21 protein-coding genes and 1 tRNA gene are annotated in these 17,713 nt (G+C 56.0%); 12 read left to right on the top strand and 10 right to left on the bottom strand.

Annotated elements, in window-relative coordinates; translation table 11 throughout:
• Positions 1 to 25 precede the first annotated feature (25 nt).
• Positions 26 to 1,228: an MFS transporter gene (locus tag ACXAGA_RS13345; protein WP_475117968.1), complete on the top strand. Its 1,203-nt coding sequence runs from the start codon at positions 26 to 28 to the stop codon at positions 1,226 to 1,228.
• On the opposite strand, the gene ygfZ is transcribed toward ACXAGA_RS13345, so the two are convergent.
• Together ygfZ and ACXAGA_RS13335 are read right to left on the bottom strand one after the other, a co-directional pair.
• Positions 1,225 to 1,953 (bottom strand): CAF17-like 4Fe-4S cluster assembly/insertion protein YgfZ, encoded by a 729-nt coding sequence (gene ygfZ / locus ACXAGA_RS13340; RefSeq protein ID WP_475117967.1) that lies wholly within the window; start codon positions 1,951 to 1,953, stop codon positions 1,225 to 1,227. The genes ACXAGA_RS13345 and ygfZ overlap by 4 nt on opposite strands.
• A 36-nt stretch (positions 1,954 to 1,989) precedes the next feature.
• Positions 1,990 to 3,756 (bottom strand): ABC transporter ATP-binding protein, encoded by a 1,767-nt coding sequence (locus ACXAGA_RS13335; protein ID WP_475117966.1) that lies wholly within the window; start codon positions 3,754 to 3,756, stop codon positions 1,990 to 1,992.
• Between the two features lie 109 nt (positions 3,757 to 3,865).
• Here ACXAGA_RS13335 and ACXAGA_RS13330 point away from each other — a divergent pair, with 109 nt between their 5' ends.
• The gene (locus ACXAGA_RS13330) at positions 3,866 to 5,047 is read left to right on the top strand and encodes a pyridoxal-phosphate-dependent aminotransferase family protein (RefSeq protein WP_475117965.1); all 1,182 of its coding nucleotides are present in this window, start codon (positions 3,866 to 3,868) and stop codon (positions 5,045 to 5,047) included.
• Between the two features lie 47 nt (positions 5,048 to 5,094).
• Here the strand turns inward: ACXAGA_RS13330 and efp are convergent, their stop codons facing one another.
• Positions 5,095 to 5,658: an elongation factor P gene (efp, locus tag ACXAGA_RS13325; RefSeq protein ID WP_475117964.1), complete on the bottom strand. Its 564-nt coding sequence runs from the start codon at positions 5,656 to 5,658 to the stop codon at positions 5,095 to 5,097.
• A 226-nt stretch (positions 5,659 to 5,884) separates the two neighbouring features.
• Here efp and ACXAGA_RS13320 point away from each other — a divergent pair, with 226 nt between their 5' ends.
• Together ACXAGA_RS13320 and ACXAGA_RS13315 are read left to right on the top strand one after the other, a co-directional pair.
• On the top strand, positions 5,885 to 6,208 hold the full coding sequence (locus tag ACXAGA_RS13320; protein WP_086450191.1) for a DUF6280 family protein: 324 nt from the start codon (positions 5,885 to 5,887) through the stop codon (positions 6,206 to 6,208).
• Between the two features lie 125 nt (positions 6,209 to 6,333).
• Positions 6,334 to 7,791: a cobyric acid synthase gene (locus ACXAGA_RS13315; protein WP_475117963.1), complete on the top strand. Its 1,458-nt coding sequence runs from the start codon at positions 6,334 to 6,336 to the stop codon at positions 7,789 to 7,791.
• Here the strand turns inward: ACXAGA_RS13315 and ACXAGA_RS13310 are convergent.
• From ACXAGA_RS13310 to ACXAGA_RS13300, 3 genes are all read right to left on the bottom strand, one after another.
• The gene (locus ACXAGA_RS13310; RefSeq protein WP_475117962.1) at positions 7,782 to 8,498 is read right to left on the bottom strand and encodes a hypothetical protein; all 717 of its coding nucleotides are present in this window, start codon (positions 8,496 to 8,498) and stop codon (positions 7,782 to 7,784) included. The genes ACXAGA_RS13315 and ACXAGA_RS13310 overlap by 10 nt on opposite strands.
• 84 nt (positions 8,499 to 8,582) lie before the next feature.
• Positions 8,583 to 9,938, bottom strand: a complete 1,356-nt coding sequence (locus ACXAGA_RS13305; RefSeq protein ID WP_475117961.1) for a TolC family outer membrane protein — start codon at positions 9,936 to 9,938, stop codon at positions 8,583 to 8,585.
• Between the two features lie 53 nt (positions 9,939 to 9,991).
• Positions 9,992 to 10,645 (bottom strand): protein-L-isoaspartate O-methyltransferase family protein, encoded by a 654-nt coding sequence (locus tag ACXAGA_RS13300; RefSeq protein WP_475117960.1) that lies wholly within the window; start codon positions 10,643 to 10,645, stop codon positions 9,992 to 9,994.
• 140 nt (positions 10,646 to 10,785) lie between these two features.
• On the opposite strand from ACXAGA_RS13300, the gene ACXAGA_RS13295 reads away from it, so the two are divergent.
• Positions 10,786 to 10,859: transfer RNA gene (locus ACXAGA_RS13295), tRNA-Cys, on the top strand.
• 62 nt (positions 10,860 to 10,921) lie between these two features.
• Here the strand turns inward: ACXAGA_RS13295 and ACXAGA_RS13290 are convergent.
• A complete protein-coding gene (locus tag ACXAGA_RS13290; protein WP_475117959.1) occupies positions 10,922 to 11,947 on the bottom strand; it encodes a tyrosine-type recombinase/integrase in 1,026 nt (341 codons plus the stop codon).
• Positions 11,948 to 12,427: 480 nt separating this feature from the next.
• On the opposite strand from ACXAGA_RS13290, the gene ACXAGA_RS13285 reads away from it, so the two are divergent.
• The gene (locus ACXAGA_RS13285) at positions 12,428 to 12,775 is read left to right on the top strand and encodes a hypothetical protein (RefSeq protein WP_475117958.1); all 348 of its coding nucleotides are present in this window, start codon (positions 12,428 to 12,430) and stop codon (positions 12,773 to 12,775) included.
• Between the two features lie 2 nt (positions 12,776 to 12,777).
• Here the strand turns inward: ACXAGA_RS13285 and ACXAGA_RS13280 are convergent, their stop codons facing one another.
• Complete coding sequence (locus ACXAGA_RS13280; RefSeq protein WP_460274731.1) at positions 12,778 to 13,419, bottom strand: hypothetical protein; 642 nt, start codon at positions 13,417 to 13,419, stop codon at positions 12,778 to 12,780.
• A gap of 158 nt (positions 13,420 to 13,577) precedes the next feature.
• On the opposite strand from ACXAGA_RS13280, the gene ACXAGA_RS13275 reads away from it, so the two are divergent.
• Together ACXAGA_RS13275 and ACXAGA_RS13270 are read left to right on the top strand one after the other, a co-directional pair.
• Positions 13,578 to 13,790, top strand: a complete 213-nt coding sequence (locus ACXAGA_RS13275; RefSeq protein ID WP_170349196.1) for a helix-turn-helix domain-containing protein — start codon at positions 13,578 to 13,580, stop codon at positions 13,788 to 13,790.
• Positions 13,791 to 13,792: 2 nt separating this feature from the next.
• On the top strand, positions 13,793 to 13,993 hold the full coding sequence (locus ACXAGA_RS13270) for a hypothetical protein (protein ID WP_475117957.1): 201 nt from the start codon (positions 13,793 to 13,795) through the stop codon (positions 13,991 to 13,993).
• Between the two features lie 252 nt (positions 13,994 to 14,245).
• Here ACXAGA_RS13270 and ACXAGA_RS13265 read toward each other — a convergent pair whose 3' ends face one another.
• Entirely contained in the window at positions 14,246 to 14,842 is a 597-nt protein-coding gene (locus ACXAGA_RS13265; RefSeq protein ID WP_475117956.1) for a LysE family translocator, read from the bottom strand.
• A gap of 103 nt (positions 14,843 to 14,945) precedes the next feature.
• Here ACXAGA_RS13265 and ACXAGA_RS13260 point away from each other — a divergent pair, with 103 nt between their 5' ends.
• Positions 14,946 to 15,836: a LysR family transcriptional regulator gene (locus ACXAGA_RS13260; protein WP_475117955.1), complete on the top strand. Its 891-nt coding sequence runs from the start codon at positions 14,946 to 14,948 to the stop codon at positions 15,834 to 15,836.
• Positions 15,837 to 15,998: 162 nt separating this feature from the next.
• Here the strand turns inward: ACXAGA_RS13260 and ACXAGA_RS13255 are convergent, their stop codons facing one another.
• Positions 15,999 to 16,286, bottom strand: coding sequence for a hypothetical protein (locus ACXAGA_RS13255; protein WP_475117954.1), 288 nt, complete (start codon positions 16,284 to 16,286; stop codon positions 15,999 to 16,001).
• Positions 16,287 to 16,449: 163 nt separating this feature from the next.
• Between ACXAGA_RS13255 and ACXAGA_RS13250 the strand changes: the two genes are divergently transcribed.
• From ACXAGA_RS13250 to ACXAGA_RS13240, 3 genes are all read left to right on the top strand, one after another.
• The gene (locus tag ACXAGA_RS13250) at positions 16,450 to 16,776 is read left to right on the top strand and encodes a hypothetical protein (protein WP_058243064.1); all 327 of its coding nucleotides are present in this window, start codon (positions 16,450 to 16,452) and stop codon (positions 16,774 to 16,776) included.
• A gap of 64 nt (positions 16,777 to 16,840) precedes the next feature.
• On the top strand, positions 16,841 to 17,419 hold the full coding sequence (locus ACXAGA_RS13245; RefSeq protein WP_475117953.1) for a lytic transglycosylase domain-containing protein: 579 nt from the start codon (positions 16,841 to 16,843) through the stop codon (positions 17,417 to 17,419).
• A complete protein-coding gene (locus ACXAGA_RS13240; protein WP_025060020.1) occupies positions 17,419 to 17,709 on the top strand; it encodes a TrbC/VirB2 family type IV secretion system protein in 291 nt (96 codons plus the stop codon). Before ACXAGA_RS13245 ends, ACXAGA_RS13240 begins: the two co-directional genes overlap by 1 nt.
• Positions 17,710 to 17,713: the final 4 nt, after the last annotated feature.

Raw genomic sequence — 17,713 nt, 5'->3', positions numbered from 1 at the left:
GGCCTTTGCGCTACGTAGATCTAACATGACCCAACCCAGTTTCTGGCGGGTTGGCGTTTTCGCGCTGGCCCTTGCTGCCGCAGGCATCCCGATCTACATCCACCTGCCCCGCTATGCGGCGGCGGACCTTGGCGTGCCTTTGGGCACCTTGGGCGCGCTGTTGATGGGCATCCGCCTGTTTGACGTCATCCAGGACCCGTTGCTGGGCCGCCTGATCGACCGCTATCCACAGCGGCGCGGGCCGTTCGGCTGGGTCGCTATGATCATGCTGGGCGCAGGTTTTGCCATGGTGTTTTCGGTCTCTGCGCCCATTCCGATCACTCTGTGGCTATTGATATCACTGATGGTCGTTTTCACAGGCTATTCGCTGGGCACAATTCTGATGTACGGCCAAAGCCGCGCCATCGGCGAAGGCAGGCAATTGCGACTGGCCATTTTTCGCGAAACGGGGCTGCTGGTAGGGGTCATCGTCGCGGCGGCAGCGCCGACCGTGCTGGGCGATTACCGCGCCTTTGGCTGGGCCATCGCGGCTGTGGCCATCGTTGCGGCCCTTTCTGCCGCGCCTCTGTGGTCGCGCCCTGCCCCGCCAGATAGGCCGATTGACCTGACCGCCCTGCGCAACAGCGGGGCTGCGTGGTTGATCGCGCTGGCCCTGATCAACAGCCTGCCGGTGGCCATCAGTTCGACGCTGTTCCTGTTTTTTGTCGAAGATCGGCTGTTTCTGCCGGACCTTGCTGGCCCCTATTTGATCCTGTTTTTCATCGCATCCGGCATCGCCATCCCGATCTGGAGCCGCCTTGCCGCCACCTATGGCGCAAAACCGGTCCTGTTAACCGCGCAGCTGTTATCGATACCCGCCTTCGTCGGTGCGTTTTTCCTGACCAAAGGCGCAGCACTGGGTTTCGCCGTCATCTGCACGGCATCTGGGTTTGTCATTGGCGCGGATCTGGTTCTGCTGCCGACGTTGTTCACGGCGCTTTTGGCGCGCAATAATATCGCGGGCGGCGCGGCGTTCGGGCTGTGGTCATTTGCAACCAAAGCATCCCTAGCCGTTGCCGCACTGATCGTGCTGCCCGCGCTTGGCTGGGCGGGGTTTGCCGCAGGACAGGAAAATAGCGAAGCGGCCCTTACCACTTTGGCGGCGGCCTATGCGCTGTTGCCTTGCGTTCTGAAACTGGCCGCAATCGGGTTGGTCATTACGATGCCGCGCGATTTGCTGCGGCTTTAGACACGCGTGATCACCGCATCGCCCGCGGTCATTTCGCCGTCCGCACGGTCAAATCGCAGATAGGCCAACGCGCGGTCGCCTGATACGGTGTGAATCGTACCAGCCTCTTTTTCGCCCGCCATGATGGGTGTACCGGGCGATACGTTGCCGACCACTGCGACCTGAACCAAACCCTTTTTCAGTTCGGTTTTGTGTTTCATACGGGCGGTGACCTCTTGGCCGACGTAGCAGCCTTTTTTGAAATCAACGCCGTTCAGACGTTCGAACCCCATTTCCAGGATGTAGCTGTCCGGGCCCAATTCAATGCCAGTCGCAGGGACAGAATGCGCAACCCGCAGCGCGTCGAAATCAACGTCAGACGGCATATCAGCCCCATATAGCCGCCAGCCTAGATCGGCGCTGCGCGGGTCCACATAGGCCCCTTCAGGCATATCGCCAACGCCGCAAGATACCGACATCTGGGTGGGATTGATCGCGACGTCAGCACGCAATTTATACATCGACAACCGCTGCGCCAGACCCGCAGCAAGCGACGCATCAACGTCGATCAAAATGCGATCAGGTTCACCGATAATGAAAAAATCGGCCAGATATTTGCCCTGAGGCGTCAACAAAGCTGCATAGACGATCCCGCCCGCCGCTTTGTTCACATCGTTGGTGACCAAACCTTGCAGGAATTTGACGCGGTCATTTCCTGTAATTTCCAAAATTTGGCGATCAGTCATGTCATATCCTTTTGGCTGCTACAGCCGATATAGGTCTTAATCTTCGGACTGGAACTGTAGGCGGTACAAATCCGCATAAATCCCGCCCCTGTCTAACAATTCATCATGGGTGCCCTGATCCATCACGCGGCCTTTGTCCATGACGACAATTTTATCCGCGCTTCGTACGGTCGACAGACGGTGCGCGATCACCAAAGTGGTGCGCCCCTTGGACAAGGTTTCCAGCGCATCCTGAACGATCTTTTCGCTTTTGGTATCCAAGGCAGAGGTCGCTTCGTCCAACAACAGGGCGGGCGTATTCCGCAGTAATGCCCGCGCAATGGCCACGCGCTGACGTTGGCCACCTGACAAGTTCATTCCGCGTGGACCCGCAGGGCTGTTCAAACCATCAGGCAAACGCGGCAAGAAATCAGTGACATGCGCGGCTTTCAACACTTGATCCAGATGGTCTGGGTCAACATCGCGGCCTAGTACAATGTTTTCACGGATGGTTTCATCGAACAGCGCCGCGTCTTGGCTTACCACTGAAAATAGGGACCGCAGGTCTGCCAAATCGGCTTCGTTTGTGGCGACACCACCAACCAGAACACGGCCTGATTGCGGTTCAACCAAACGCGTCAATATGTTGAAAATAGTGGATTTACCCGCACCAGAGGCCCCGACCAAAGCCGTTGTTTTGCCCGCTTCGGCGACGAAACTGGTGCCGCGCAGAACCGGCAGGTCACCATAGGACAGTTCCACATTTTCCAAGGTAATATCGGGCGCCGTCGTCGGCAAAGGTTTCGGCAAAGCAGGCGACACCAACGTCGGTTGCGTCTGTAGGATTTTTTGCACCCGTTCCACGCTGGCTGCGGCATTCTGGACCTGTCCCGATACCGCGCCCAATTTGCGCAGCGGTTCAAATGCCAGCGCCATGGCCGTAAAGAACCCCATGAATTCGCCAACCGTTTTTTCGCCAGCGATAATTTCGGTTCCGCCGAAAAACAGAACGAACGTAAATCCGATACCCGTCATAATATCGATCAACGCAGGGATCGACGACATGCCCAATGCGGCCTTCACCTCGGCCTTGACGCGGGTGTCGGCCAAAGCGGCGTAACGGTCCGATTGATAGGTTTCCAACGTATTCAATTTGATCGGGTTGATGCCGTGGAACACTTCGTCCAGCTGGGTCGACATGCGCCCCGCAATTTCGCGCGCCGCCTTGGATTTGCGGCGCACATATCCCTGAACCATCAAAGATGGCAAAACCAGCACGGGAATTCCGACCAAAGCCACAGCGGTCCACTTTAGATCGATCGAAATCGCAACGCCAAACAGCCAGATCACAGAAATCAGGTCACGCGACAGGCTGGTTACAATGCCCGTCCACACCTGTCCGATGGCGTTTACATCGCCCTGCACCCGTTCAATCAAATGACCAGGCGGGTGATATTGGTGAAACGAGGTATCCAGCCACATCAGATGCCGCAGCATATCCATACGCATCGACGCGTTTGTTTTTTCGCTGACACGTTTGATCATCACCTTTTGCACAACCGAACTGATTGCGCGCACGGTGAAAATGCCCATCACAGCGAACCCGACCATCCAGATGGCGCCGCTTTGGCCGTCGATGAAAACGGAATCGAACATGGGACGGATAACCATGGACAAAAGGCCCAGCATCGATCCTTCGATCATCATGAAAAGCATGGCAACCGCCAGACCGGACCATTGGAATTTCAGGTATCCCGACCAAAGCCATTTTAACAACTTTGCTGCGGAGGTATTTTTATCAGCCACGGCTGCACCTTTTGTCATCACGTCCCTATCGGATAGCGACAAACCCGCCCGATGGAAACCCATCGCCGATTGACGCGGCGAAAGCCTGCGTTATCGTCTGGTCAGAATTTTGAATAGGTAGTCAATAATGTCACTTGCCAACGGCCGCCCCTATCTGGCCATCCCCGGCCCATCGCCCCTGCCCGATCGCGTTATTCAGGCGATGGTTCGACCTTCGGCCAATATTTACGAAGGCGAATTGTCGCAAACGGTCGAAACCATCATTCCCGATCTACGCGATATTGCGCGCACCAAAGGCAAAGTGGCTATCTACATTTCCAACGGGCATGGCGCATGGGAAGCCGCCCTATCGAACACGCATTCGCGCGGAGACCGCGTTCTGGTTCTGACCACAGGACGTTTTGGCCACGGCTGGTCCGAAGCCGCCCGCGGCCTGCATCTGGACGTCGTGGTCGAAGATTTCGGCCAAGATAAAACCGTTGATATGGAACGGGTCAAACAGATCCTATCGCAAGACAACGACCACAGAATTAAATCGGTGCTGGCGGTCCATGTGGATACGTCCACGGGCGTAAAAACAGACATTCCAGCGCTGCGCCGCGCGATTGATGACGCAAATCACCCTGCGCTGTTGCAGGTCGATTGCATTGCGACCATGGGCTGCGATCGGTTTGAAATGGACGCTTGGGGCGTGGACGTGACACTTGCGGCCAGTCAAAAGGGTCTGATGACACCGCCCGGTCTATCCTTTGTCTGGTTCAACAGCCGCGCAGCACAGGCACGCGAAGCCGCCGATCTGGCGACCCCCTATTGGGATTGGAAACCGCGCGTCAAACCCGAACTGTTCTATCAGCATTTCAACGGCACAGCCCCGACGCACCTGATTTTCCCGCTGCGCACCGCGCTGGACATGATCAAAGAGGAAGGTCTGGAAAACGTTTGGGCCCGCCACGAAACACTGGCCCGCGCCGTTTGGGCCGCAGTTGACGCGTGGGGAACCAAAGGCGACATGCGGTTGAACGTGGCCGATCCTGACATGCGCGGGCGTTCGGTGACATCGATTTTTCTGGGCAACGCGGACGGCGACCGCCTGCGCCATTGGTGCGAACATCAGGCGGGTGTGACGCTGGGAATCGGTTTGGGCCGTGCGCCCACATCTGATTGGTTCCGCATCGCGCATATGGGCCACGTGAACGCCCACATGACGCTGGGGGTTCTGGCGGTCGTTCAATCGGGCCTGACAGCGTTGGGCATCCCGCACGGCGATGGCGCATTACAGGCCGCGACCGACATCATCGCCAAAGCATAAAAAAGGCGCCCGCTGGGGCGCCTTTTCAATTTCAGGATCGCAGCGAATTATGCGCGTTCCGAATATGTCATGGTGTCGGTGTTCACGATGATCTGTTCACCCGTCGCGATGAACGGAGGCACAGTGATACGCACGCCGTTGTCCAGAACCGCAGGTTTATAGCTGTTCGCGGCGGTCTGGCCTTTGACGACAGGTTCAGTGTCTTCGACGGTGCAGGTGACTTTCTGCGGCAGGGATACGTTCAGCGCCTCTTCTTCGTAGTATTCGACAGTCGCAATCATACCGTCTTGCAGGAACGGGCGGCGTTCGCCCAGCAGTTCAGCGTCGATCTGGGTCTGTTCAAAGGTTTCCGAGTCCATGAAGATCAGCATGCCGTCATCTTCGTACAGGAATTGCTGGTCTTTTTGTTCCAGACGTACCTTTTCGACTTTGTCGTCGGAACGGAAACGTTCGTTCAGTTTACGGCCGTCACGCAGGTTTTTCATCTCTACCTGAGCAAAAGCACCGCCTTTACCTGGTTTTACGTGGCCAACCTTGACCGCAGCCCACAAACCGCCGTCATGTTCAAGGATATTACCTGGCTTAATTTCGTTACCGTTGATTTTTGGCATCGGTCTATTGTCTCAGTTTTGTGTCAGTTTGGTTGTTTTTATAACACCACCACCTATATCGATGGTTGTGACCGGCAATCCGGAGCTAAATATGCGAAGAGTGACAATTTAGCTATGCATTATGCGCATAGCAGCCATTCCAAATGAGAAGCCCAGAATCGGTTCAAAATAGGCATATTGCGCTTCACGCCGTAATCACAAGAGCAAAAACAACAAAGGATACGAAATGGCTGATTTCGTTGATGGCACCGCATTCAACAATGAGCAAGGCAACCGTGCACGCAAACTGTTTGCTGCTGTTGTTCTGGCTGCATTGGACGATGCAATTGCTGACGATAAAAAATACGGCAACGGTCCTGAACAGATCGCTCGTTGGGCACGTTCGCGCGATGGTCGCGAAGTTCTGTCCTGCGCGGGCATTGATCCGAACGAACGTGTTGTATCGGGTCTGATGGAATTTGTTGCAAAAGGTGTTCGTACTTCTGTCGCGCTGTCGCGCGAAGAATCCGAACGTCGCAACGCCGCTGCCGCAGTTGACGAAGCTGCATAAACTATCGCTGTAATTTACGCGGGCATCCTCCTGCCCGTTTGGTTTCGGAAACGCGGTCCTCTGCTCGGGCCGCGTTTCTGATTCTGGGGCTACCCAACGCTGCGCCGCGCGCCTACACATCTGGCATGACCAAAGCGATTATGATTCAGGGCGCCGGTTCAAACGTCGGCAAATCCATATTGGTGGCGGGGCTGTGCCGCGCATTCAAACGGCGCGGACTATCGGTTGCGCCCTTTAAACCGCAGAACATGTCGAACAACGCGGCCGTCACGCCCGAGGGGGGCGAAATTGGCCGCGCACAGGCGTTACAGGCGCTGGCGTGCGGGTTGCCGCCTCATGTCGATATGAACCCTGTGTTGCTGAAACCAGAATCGGAAACAGGCGCACAGGTGATCGTTCAGGGCAAACGCATCGACACCCAAGAGGCGCATGCCTATGGCAAAAAGAAAGCCACGCTGATCGGGCCGGTGTTGGATAGTTTTCATCGTTTGGCCCGCGCCCATGACCTGATCATCGTCGAAGGCGCAGGATCCCCCGCCGAGGTAAACCTGCGCAGCGGTGACATCGCCAACATGGGCTTTGCCGAAGCAGCGGGCGTGCCCGTCATTCTGTTCGGCGATATCGACCGCGGCGGCGTCATTGCGCAGCTGGTCGGGACCCACGTTGTCCTGCCGCCCGCAGACCGCGCCCATATCCGCGCCTTTGGCATTAATAAATTTCGCGGCGACACGTCGCTATTTGCGGACGGGATGACAGCGATTACGAACCACACGGGTTGGCCTGCGGTTGGCATTCTACCGTGGTTCATGGATGCTTGGCGCCTACCAGCCGAAGACGTGTTGGACCTACACGGTCGTCCGGGCGGGCATATTAAAATCGCTGTTCCAAAACTATCGCGGATTGCCAATTTTGATGACCTGGATCCGCTGTCGGCAGAACCAGACGTCACCGTAGACATCATCGAACATGGCCAGCCTTTGCCAGCGGACGCCGATCTGGTGCTGATTCCAGGGACAAAATCCACTGTGGCCGACACCGCCTATTTCCGCTCGCAGGGATGGGATATTGATCTGCAGGCACACATCAGACGCGGCGGCCGCGTTTTAGGCATCTGCGGCGGCTATCAAATGCTGGGCCAAATGATCCACGATGATCTGGGGTTAGAAGGCCCACCATCAACCATCGAAGGTTTGGGGCATTTACACACAACGACGCACATGCAGCCGCAAAAACGGGTTAAAATCACCAATGCACAGCATATTGCATCGGGCTGCGCGGTATCGGGCTATGAAATCCATTTGGGCGACACCACTGGGCCAGATACCGACCGACCATGGCTGACGATCGACGGTTCCCCCGAAGGCGCGACATCATCCGATGGGCGGATCATGGGGTGCTATATCCATGGGCTATTTGCGTCAGACGCATTTCGGGCCGCATTTCTGCAGGATTTGGGCGGGACATCAAAAACGGCCTATGGCGACACCGTTGAAACCGCGTTGGACGCACTGGCAGACCACATCGAAACCCATCTGGATGTCGATTTGATTGCGTCGCTATCGCAAACGGTCGTTTATTCGTAAGTCTTTGACGACAAGGCGCGATAAATTTCGCGGCGCACCAATTTGCGGACGTTGCGGGTGATCCGTTCACCCAGCGCACCTTGCAATTCGGATCGCACGATGTCTGTAACCATTTCGCGCAACTTCGCGTCATCGAACTGCGGCGCCGCTGCTAGATAATCGTCGATGTTTTCGTCCAATTCACCCAGATCAGGGTCATCGCTGTCGACATCATGATCGTCATCGGCGCTAAAGTCTTCGGCCATCGCCTCGGCCACCATTTCGGCAACAGGCGCAGCAAGCTGTTGTTCAACAACCGTTTCCACCAGATCAGCGTCAGGCACATCAGCCATATCAACCGATGCGAAATTTAGCGGCGTTGCGCCCAAATCTTCGATTTCGTCGCCTTCGGGTTCATAGCTGGGCTGTTCGGTATGAACGGCCGCCTCCAGCTCTGCGATCATGCGTTCCAGATCGGTCGCGTTGTCATCGGGTTCGTCCGACACAGATTCGGTCGATTCGGAAGGCGTATCTTCGACGACGCGCAACGCAGGGGTCAGGACAAATTTGTCGGCAGGCTCGTCTTGTGTCGCCTCTGCGACAGGCTCGGACGCCTTATTTTCCTGCTGCAACGGGGCCGCAGGGCGTGTCCATTCGCTCTCAGACACTAGCCTGCGGATCGATGTCAGAACGTCTTCGATTTCAACATTCGTCTGTGGATCGGACATATCATTTCCCTGCTCTTTGGGATGAGAGTTTACCCAAAGCACCCCAACCACACAACCGACACCACGTTAACGATAGTTAAACTCTTAGCGAATGGCCTCGAGCACACGTTCGATTGCCTGACCCTGAGGCGAGATGCGAATTGGAGCGCTTTCCACCATATTATAGTGGCCAATTACGTCATAAGTTTGGACAGGCAGGTCCAAATGATCCACGTTCAGCAATCCAACAGCATATAGAATCCCGTAGGTCGCTTCGACCACGGCGGCGCGCGCATCAACAAGGTTCGCACGCGCATCCAGCAACGTTTGTTCGGCGTTCAGCACATCAATCGTTGTGCGCGATCCGGCGTTCGCCTCTTCGCGGACACCGTCAAACGCCAATTGCGACGCCGTGACACCCTGACGGTAGGCTTCGCTAGCTGCAACGGCAGCCTGATAGCCGGCAAACGCGCTGGTCACCGATTGTTCGACCGACAATGTTGCCACATGTAGCGCGGCACGCAGGCGATCGCGGGTTGCCTGTGCGGAACGAACCGCGCTGGACTGCGCGCCGCCCGCGTAAATCGGACCCGACATCGACAGGCTGAACTGGCGGGCTACGCTGAATTCGCTGAAATCGGACCGCCCTGCCCCCATTTGCGCCTGCGCGCTTACCGACGGACCTGCAGCCGATTCTGCGATTTGGATCGCCAATTCTGCTGCGGCAATCGAATGCTGCAAAGACCGAATGGCGGGATGATTCCGTACGGCAAAATCGCGCGCTTGGGCGACAGTCATGCCAATATTTGCATTTGGCGCAGTCGCCAAAGTGCCCGGCGCATGGCCAACGGCAACGCGATAGGCCTCTTGCGCTGTAATCAAGTTGCCTTGGGCGACCGCCAATAGCGATCGCGCGGATGCCAGTTCCGCTTCGGCCAGCGAAACGTCTGTGCGCGTGACTTCGCCCACATCGAAACGGTCGCGGGCCGCGCGCAATTCTTGGGTCAGAACGCGAACGTTGCTTTCACGCAGGTTTACAAATTCACGCGCGGTTTGGACGTCCAGATAGGCCTGAATCGCAGTCAACAAAACGTCCTGTTCTGCGCTTAGCAATTCCTGACGCGTGCCCAGCACAGCCTCTTTCGCGGCTTCGACCGCCATGCGGTTTGCGCCGCCATCGTACAGCGTCAAACCCGCGACCAAGGCGTAGGTTTCGCTCCAAACTTCGGTCGCGTCGTTGATCGATGCAGATGCGCTATAGCTAAGGGTCGGGCGCAGCGCGGCAACAGCGCTGGCGACATCTTCGTCGGCTGCGCGCAGAACGGCACGGTTCTGATCTAAAAGGCCGCTGCTGTTGTAGGCGGACACCAAAGCATCGCCCAATGTTTCGGCCCAAGCGGCCGAAGTCGTTGTAACAAGGGCGATTACAGCAGTCGCTGCAACGATAGACTTACGAAACATGAAAGGTCCTTTTCTTTCGTTTTCATGCTGCCACCGCCCCTGACAAATTTGTCTTACAGGGCGAAGGACGCCTTTTGTTCAAAACCGGGCAAAACCGGAGCATTGGCATTAAACGCCATACGCCAGTTTATACGGCCATCCAGTTTATATCCGACGCGAACGGTGCCCAATTCGCCTTCGGCGAACAATGCAGCGATACGACCGCCTTCTTTCAACTGGGTTAACAGCGCATCAGGTAGAACCTCGACCGCGCCTTGCAAGATGATGACATCATAAGGGCCAGACTTTGCAGCGCCTTCGGTCAATGGGCCCGTGATAACAGCCGCATTATCGACGCCCTGTTCGGACAGAATCGATTGCGCTTCTTCGGCGCGGGCTTCGTCGTCTTCGACTGCAGCAACGAAATCGACCATATGCGCCAAAACAGCGGTCGAATAGCCAAGGCCACAAGCGATATCCAGAACGACTTCGCTTGCTTGCAGGTCCAGCGCATCCAGCATTTTCGCCAGAGTGCGCGGTTCCAGCACAACACGGCCAGCGGACAAAGGCAGGTTTTCACCTACATAAGCCGCTTCGCGCTGATCATCTGGCACATACGCCTCGCGCGGGACCGACAGCATCGCGTCGATAATCGGGAATTTGGTCACGTCCGAAGGACGGATTTGTGTGTCGACCATCATGGTCCGGCGGGTGGAATAATCTGCCACGATCTAAACTCTTTCGTTCAGTTCCAATTTGCGTCTAACCATACTTACCCATTTCCTGCAATGGCGGAAAGCCAAAGAATGTACTTTTCAACCGCTTGCGCCCCCTGAAAAAGCAGTATAGAGGATGCGTCACCACTGGCGGCGAGTTGGCGGAGTGGTGACGCAGCGGATTGCAAATCCGTGTACACCGGTTCGATTCCGGTACTCGCCTCCATTTAAAAACAATCACTTACATCACTCCTTGCCGTGCTTGAGGCCCTGCGTTTACAGGGGCGTTTACATTTTTGTGTCTTGAGACAGTGATTTCGCTCGATTGAGCTTGCGCAGAACCGCATCGCTTTCGTCCGGGCTAACCTGCGCATAATGCTCGATTACCTGCGCCGCGTAGCGAACCGACCACCCCATCAGAACTGCGATTTGGCGCAAAGACAGATCGGCATTCAGCAATCTTGTCGCCGCCGTCCCGCGCGTGTCAGACAGGGTCTTCTCCCTGCCATCGATCCACGGCGGGATCTGCGCTTCACGCCGCCACTTGGTGATCTGGTTCGATGCCCAACGGGCCGTCAAAGGCCTGCCAAGCTCTGACACCAGCAGCACCTCTTGGCCTTCCGGGGTCTCTGCGATCAATTCCTCAAGTACCGATGTGGCAGGGATATATGCGATCTGGCCGCGCTTACTGGTCCTGAAACGAAGACGCTTGCCGTGCGGCGTGTCTTCGAATTGGTCCATTTTGACCTGAACCAGATCAGCTGCTCGCAAGCCGGTTTCGCATCCGACGGTCAGGATCCTTTGGACCCAATTGGGTGCATGTTTGTTGAACTGTGCGATATCGCCGCTCGTCCAGATGATTTCTGTGCGGTTCGATTGGTAGAGCTTCTTGAGCTTGTGGCAGTGATGCTCTTTCAGCTTCCCCTCTTCCACCGCCCAATTGAGGACGCGCGTCGCATGGGTGCCCGCCATATCGTGCTGCTTGGGCGAATGAAGCCACTTCTTGCGCCAATTGTTAACCTCGCCCCGCGAGGCGCGTTCTTCGAACATCGCGACAGGATCGGCACCGAACTCCTCGCGGAACAGTTCCAGCCATTTGCGGATATCAGCCTTTGAACGTTCAGCCTTGGGCAAGGACGCACTGGACAGAAAATCGTCGACCAAGTGAGTCGTCAGATATTCAGCCGGGCTCACGGGCGTACCGCACTGTGAAAACGCATGAAAGAATTCGGGTTCTTTGGGGTTTGGTTCCGTCGCCTCCCAAAATTTGGGGCCGCCCCGCCAGGCATAGAAATGGTAGCGAACACCAGACACGACCTTGCGCCGGACACGGTGGACGCCCTTGGGAAGATTACTTCTGGGCACGGCGCGCTCTCCGCTGTGCAACGAGGCTCGGTTGCGAAGTGGCCTCGCGTTCTGCCGCGCTGATGCCCTGAACAGCATCCAATCGCGCGCGAATGAGTTTCGGGTCATACCACCCGCGCCGCCCTGGCACCGGAGCGATACCCGTCCTACGGCAGAAGTCATAGAAGGACGCGCTCGGCTCACTGTAGCCGAAGAGAAGCGCAAGCTCTGGGGTCGGAATCAGCTGGATATGGCTTGGGCTCATTTTTCAGCCCTCTCACCCACGGCTTCTTGCCGCGACATGGCTGCCCGCAAACAAGACACCACCTGAGCGCCCTGTGAGCGTAAGTTCCGCACAGCCTCCTCTTCGAGCCAGGCTTTCACGTCCGCTGGAAGGTTAAGTTTGAACTGGGTTGTCTTCATATTTACACCTCAACAGAAGGACATAAAATGTCCATATCATTGAGGACAAATATTGTCCATCATGGAATCATGAAAGAAGAAGCCTTGGTCCAATTCAAACTCTTGCTTCCTGCCGCGCTCAAGAAGCGTCTGGAAACGCATGCAACACTGAACCGGCGCAGCCTGTCTCAGGAAATCGTCGTCGCTCTTGAGGAGAAGTACCCGGCTGCAGAACCGGATGCGACGTCGGATCCAGCGGCCCGGATGCTCTTCTGGCTCGCCAAGCGCATCCGCCGAAGGAATCCGAAGCCCGGCTCTCCTAGGGACAAACAAGCTGCCCTGTATGAGCGCATTGCGGGCGATATCGCCGAACGGATAAAAGACATAGGCGAATAGCCCTAATAGGCCACCCACTCATATCCATGGTTGCCTTCGTGATCTTCCCATTCGACACCGACCCCGCGACGCCAGCTTGACGACGAACAGCGCCGCGACGGCAGAACCCATTGCGGAGCGGCCGCTGGTGTCGTGCGTTGCCAGCCGAATTCGCCCTGCGTGCCGTAGGTCCCGAGGCGCATGTTGTAACTCTCAGAACAATCATCGTCGCGGCCGCGTTCGCGATGGCTGTAGTGCCGAACATCCCAAACACGGATCGAGCGCACAAAATCGAATTCCAAGCCACTGATGTCGATATCGGCTCCACCTTCGACTACCTGAGCCAGAATGACTTGTGCGAGCTGCTGACCTGATTGGTTGCTGGCCTCCCAGATTTTCGGGGCCGTGCTTTGCAAAGGCACACGCTCAGAAACACCCATCGGACAACGCCAGATTTGCAACGGCGGCTCAATCGGCCAGGGCGTGATCCGCCGGATAAACACTGCTCGGGCGTGGGCACATTCTGCTGACGCGGGCCAACCACCGGCCAGGCAAAGCAGAATGGCGCAATCGACCTGATAGGCCTTTGCCGCCTGCGGGGCCACGGTTGAAAGAAGAGCCACGACAGCTCCGGCGCTCAAATTTCTGATAAGTCTGCACCACATATCAATAAATGCCTTCTGACTACATCACTGCATTATTGATACACTAGCTCCAATCTCAATCTCCACACCATATGCGAGCATAGTGTTTATGATGTTCGCGCGCGTTTTGTGGAATATATTCCGTAGAGCGGTTCTTGTGATCTGGCCGAATAGAGGCCATGAAATTACGGGAACGAGTAGGGTTAAATGTCCGGAATCTAAGAAGTTCCAGAGGATTGAGCCAAGAACAGCTAGCTTTGGCTGCGGATGTAGATCGCAGCTATATCAGCGAGATCGAACTCGCCAAAAATTCAGCATCAATCGATGTTCTGGAGCGGATCGCACTTGCTCTCGAAATCGACCCACAAGAGTTATTAAACAAGAGGGGCTGATATTGCCCGAAATTACGAGTGTTCGCACAACGGCCGAAGCCATCGGCCGTATTTCATGCATCAAAACAGGTGAAGAAATCGGCCTTCTGTATCGCTGGGACAACGGCGAGACGCAGGCTGCGTTGCACAATGACGGCGAGCCTATAGCGCAACACAACTCAGAGCTTACCACTGAACCGGACCTTGGTGCAAAACGCAGCTAACGCCCGGAAAGAGCCCAATTTGACCGATGCTGCGACATGCGCCAACGTCAGCTTACGGGATTTTCCAGAACTAAGTTCAACTATTTGTATGTTTCGCATGAGGGGTCGCCATCGGAGATCGCACAACGCCTGTTAGACACCCCAGAAGCCCATCAGGGTATGTTTCTCGTATGGCCATACAAGACAACCGGGCTGAGTCTTCTCCGTCGGTCGGTTATGCGCAGATTGGATAGCACTTCCAACTTCGTAAGATCACCTGAAGAACTGCTGATACAGGAGAAAAGCTGCCAACAGTATGAGGACGGCTCCAAGTGCGCGATTGAACAGTGCTCTCCGCTCGGATGTGCTGAGAAAGCGTTCGACCTGGCTGCCAAACACTGACCAACTCCCGATGCCGAAAAAGCAAATGACGCAATAGAGACATACAAAAAAATAGAGTGTGGAGCGGCTCTGGTCGAGTTCAAAAAGGCCAACGGCTGCGATGCAGCCCCCCCATGCTTTAGGGTTAAGCCATTGGAGGGCAGCGCCCTGCCAGAAGTTTGGTTTGGGTTGCTCGCGCTTTTCCAGTTCGCTGTCAGACGTCAGTAGTTTGTACCCAAAGTATACGATCAACGATGCGCCGAGAAAGGTGAGCGTGTCGATGACCCATCCAAACCGCTCCGCGATCACCGATAAACCAACCCCGATCAAGAACAGCAACAAAGTAAATCCGATTGTTGCTCCCGATACAAACCCTATGGCACTGCGCACGCCATAATTAAGACCCGTCGTGAGCGTGATGAGGTTCACGGGTCCTGGCGAGATCGACATTGTCAACGCGAAGAGCGCCATAGCGATAACTTGTTCCATAAAAACGTCTTCCCCAAAAATTCCGCCTTAAGAGGTATGTAACTTTGGAAAATAGAACAGTCTATTTGACTTATTTGAAGATATAGCGAAACTGTACTTCATAATGATAGAGCATCTTAAATCCATCGCCGTTTTTGCCGAAGTTGTCCGGGCTGGTCAGTTTCGCGGCGCGGCAGAACGCTTGAACATGACGCCTTCTGCGGTGAGCTACCACATACGCCTTCTGGAAGATGCCATTGGTGCCCCACTGCTTTATCGCTCAACCCGTCGATTGTCTCTGACAGCCAATGGGGAGTGCCTCTTTAGCTCGGCAGAAACGATGCTCAATGCAGCCGAAATTGGGTTGGCTAGTGCCCGGCCCTCCGCAAGCGGATTGTCCGGTGTGTTGCGGATCACTCTTACAACCGCGCTATCTCACTCTTTCATTTCTGAGCGCATTACTCAATTTTCAAAGAAGAACCCGGACCTCGACCTTGAACTCACCTATGACAATCGAGAAACAGATTTGGTTGCCGAAGGCATTGATGTGGCTTTGCGAATTGGAAAGCTTCGGGATTCGAGCCTTCTTTGTAAGCACGTTTGGGATATGCCGCGCATTTTGGTTGCCAGCCCAGAGTTCGAAGCAGCAAATGGGCCATTCAGGAAGCCTGCAGACCTAAAGGGCATTCCATGGATCAGGTTCGCTGGTTTGGAAAACAAAAGAACGTTCATGGCTGAGAACGGAACCGATATCCAAATCGAACAGGCAGGGAACCTCTGTGTTAACAGTATCGAGGCAATGGTGGATTTTACCCTCAAAGGGGCAGGACTATCTTCGCCCCCGACGCATTTTGTGGCGAACAAGCTTGTCACAGGAGACCTCAACCACTGTTTGTCCGACGCTCGGATGAATGATCTACCGGTTTATGCAATCTGGCATCGGACTACGGTTCCACGACGTGCAGTCAGAGATTTCATCGACTGCTTGACTGAACACCATGTTGGTGAAGACTAGGTCGAAACGTTCCGGTTAGGACCCGCTGCATAACACCGACTGGCAATCAGTTTCATCGAAAGCAGCCATTGGCGCAGCCGCAGCGAAAGCCCGGTTTGTCCGCGTTGGCGACCTTCGCGGCAGCTTTGTTGAACGGCAGCTTTCTCTACTTGAGGACGGGTATCATTTCCTCATGTCGTCCAGGAATTCCAGAACGCGCGCATAGTCTTCACTGACCTCGCGGGCCTGCTCAAAAACCTCCCGTCGCGCCTGATCCAGGCAACGGAAGTACCGCTCAACATCGTCAAAATACGTCTCCGCATCGCGCCTCAACAGGTTAGCATAGGCCCGCACGTCGTCGGCATTGGTCGGCATCCAAGGCGGTGCAGGCGGCAAGCAAGTGCCTGCAATCGCGGCAGAACCCCAGCTCAGAACTACCATAACCGCCCATGTTTGTTTCAAAAGCGCCATATTATCTTGGCTCAGCCACTCCGTTGCAGTAAATTTGTTTCAACGCATGAAGGGCGCAATAACTCAAATTGCACCTATTGATTGCAAGATTATAATATTGTATCGGTTCGGTAGTCCATGAGGGACTGCCGGGCTCATGCACAATTCTGCAAGGCTCGATCCTATGAATTTGATGCAAGACGCCCCTAATGTTGTCAGTGAAGACGGGCTGCGCACACTACTTGCCGAGGGTCATTCGGCGGATGTTGTGTGCCGGGTTACGCCTAAGCGCACAGGTGCTCAGTGGTCCGGAGTTTGGACCGTGCATTGCGTCTCGCCAGATGGCGAGACGCGTCGCCTGCTCGTCACCGCGCGTAACAACATGGCGGCCCGAGAGTTTAAGACAATCAACGGCTTATCCAGCTTCCTCGCCGGGCTTGGTGTTTCGATCGTCTCGATCCCCATGTTCGAAGGCAAGATCGCCTCTCACAAATTGGACGACGCGGGCTAAGCCACTTGCCGTCTTCGCAGCATTCCTAGCTGCCCCGGCCTATTCCGAAGGCTTCGTGCTTTCCATGCGGGCCGATGGGCAGCTGGAAACCAAATCCCCCCAATCAGGTTTTGCACAAAGCTACGTCGACGGGATTGGTGCAAACCCGCCGGAGCTGATCGTATTCGCAGCGCCGGAACCTGAAGCTCCCACTCCTGCACCCGCCCGGGCAGTTCCCCGCCCCGAAATCCTCGCAGCGCTTGAGAGTACCGCGCATCGTTATGGCGGGCACCCTGCACTGCGCCGCGCCGGTCTGTCGGTGACGGAGTGGCAGGCCCTCTTCCAAGCCAATATCGAGATCGAAAGCGCCTATCGACCAACTGCGCGCAGCTCGGCAGGCGCGATCGGCCTCGGTCAGTTGATGCCCGCGACGGCCGCGCAACTCGGCGTTGATCCGAATGACTGGCGGGCGAACCTTGATGGATCCGCACGCTACCTTTTGATGATGTTGGCGCAGTTCGGCACGCCTGAGCTCGCGCTCGCTGCCTATAATGCGGGACCAGACGCGGTCGCGCGCCATGGCGGCATCCCTCCCTACCAAGAAACCCAAAATCACGTGCGCCGCGTCATGGCCGTGCGTGATCGACTGACTGGAGCCTCCTGATGCACATACAATTCCGCACAATCCTGTCGCTGGCTCTGGCCAGTCTAATGATTGCCAATCCCGCCTTCGCGCAGAGTATCGACCTCTCGCCGGTCCAGAACCTGCTGCAAGGCATCGTCGACACGATCACCGGCCCCCTAGGCATTGTCATCGGCACCTTGGCTTTGATCGGCGTGTTCCTCTCCTGGCTCTTTGGCATCCTCGACTTCCGCCAGGCTCTTTGGGTACTGGTCGCGATCGCAGGCATCGCAGCTGCGCCGACCATCGTGACCGCGATCTGGGGCGCGTAAATCT

It is taken from the genome of Marivivens sp. ABH4_498, assembly GCF_056160585.1.
This window is presented reverse-complemented; position numbering and strand designations above follow the sequence as displayed.

Bases quoted from the DNA above. Each gene is read 5' to 3' on its own strand.
- ACXAGA_RS13345 (WP_475117968.1), top strand. From the start codon at position 26: ATGACCCAACCCAGTTTCTGGCGGGTTGGCGTTTTCGCGCTGGCCCTT.
- ygfZ (WP_475117967.1), bottom strand. From the start codon at position 1,953: ATGACTGATCGCCAAATTTTGGAAATTACAGGAAATGACCGCGTCAAA.
- ACXAGA_RS13335 (WP_475117966.1), bottom strand. From the start codon at position 3,756: ATGACAAAAGGTGCAGCCGTGGCTGATAAAAATACCTCCGCAGCAAAG.
- ACXAGA_RS13330 (WP_475117965.1), top strand. From the start codon at position 3,866: ATGTCACTTGCCAACGGCCGCCCCTATCTGGCCATCCCCGGCCCATCG.
- efp (WP_475117964.1), bottom strand. From the start codon at position 5,658: ATGCCAAAAATCAACGGTAACGAAATTAAGCCAGGTAATATCCTTGAA.
- ACXAGA_RS13320 (WP_086450191.1), top strand. From the start codon at position 5,885: ATGGCTGATTTCGTTGATGGCACCGCATTCAACAATGAGCAAGGCAAC.
- ACXAGA_RS13315 (WP_475117963.1), top strand. From the start codon at position 6,334: ATGACCAAAGCGATTATGATTCAGGGCGCCGGTTCAAACGTCGGCAAA.
- ACXAGA_RS13310 (WP_475117962.1), bottom strand. From the start codon at position 8,498: ATGTCCGATCCACAGACGAATGTTGAAATCGAAGACGTTCTGACATCG.
- ACXAGA_RS13305 (WP_475117961.1), bottom strand. From the start codon at position 9,938: ATGTTTCGTAAGTCTATCGTTGCAGCGACTGCTGTAATCGCCCTTGTT.
- ACXAGA_RS13285 (WP_475117958.1), top strand. From the start codon at position 12,428: ATGTCCATATCATTGAGGACAAATATTGTCCATCATGGAATCATGAAA.
- ACXAGA_RS13280 (WP_460274731.1), bottom strand. From the start codon at position 13,419: ATGTGGTGCAGACTTATCAGAAATTTGAGCGCCGGAGCTGTCGTGGCT.
- ACXAGA_RS13275 (WP_170349196.1), top strand. From the start codon at position 13,578: ATGAAATTACGGGAACGAGTAGGGTTAAATGTCCGGAATCTAAGAAGT.
- ACXAGA_RS13265 (WP_475117956.1), bottom strand. From the start codon at position 14,842: ATGGAACAAGTTATCGCTATGGCGCTCTTCGCGTTGACAATGTCGATC.
- ACXAGA_RS13260 (WP_475117955.1), top strand. From the start codon at position 14,946: ATGATAGAGCATCTTAAATCCATCGCCGTTTTTGCCGAAGTTGTCCGG.
- ACXAGA_RS13255 (WP_475117954.1), bottom strand. From the start codon at position 16,286: ATGGCGCTTTTGAAACAAACATGGGCGGTTATGGTAGTTCTGAGCTGG.
- ACXAGA_RS13250 (WP_058243064.1), top strand. From the start codon at position 16,450: ATGAATTTGATGCAAGACGCCCCTAATGTTGTCAGTGAAGACGGGCTG.
- ACXAGA_RS13245 (WP_475117953.1), top strand. From the start codon at position 16,841: ATGCGGGCCGATGGGCAGCTGGAAACCAAATCCCCCCAATCAGGTTTT.
- ACXAGA_RS13240 (WP_025060020.1), top strand. From the start codon at position 17,419: ATGCACATACAATTCCGCACAATCCTGTCGCTGGCTCTGGCCAGTCTA.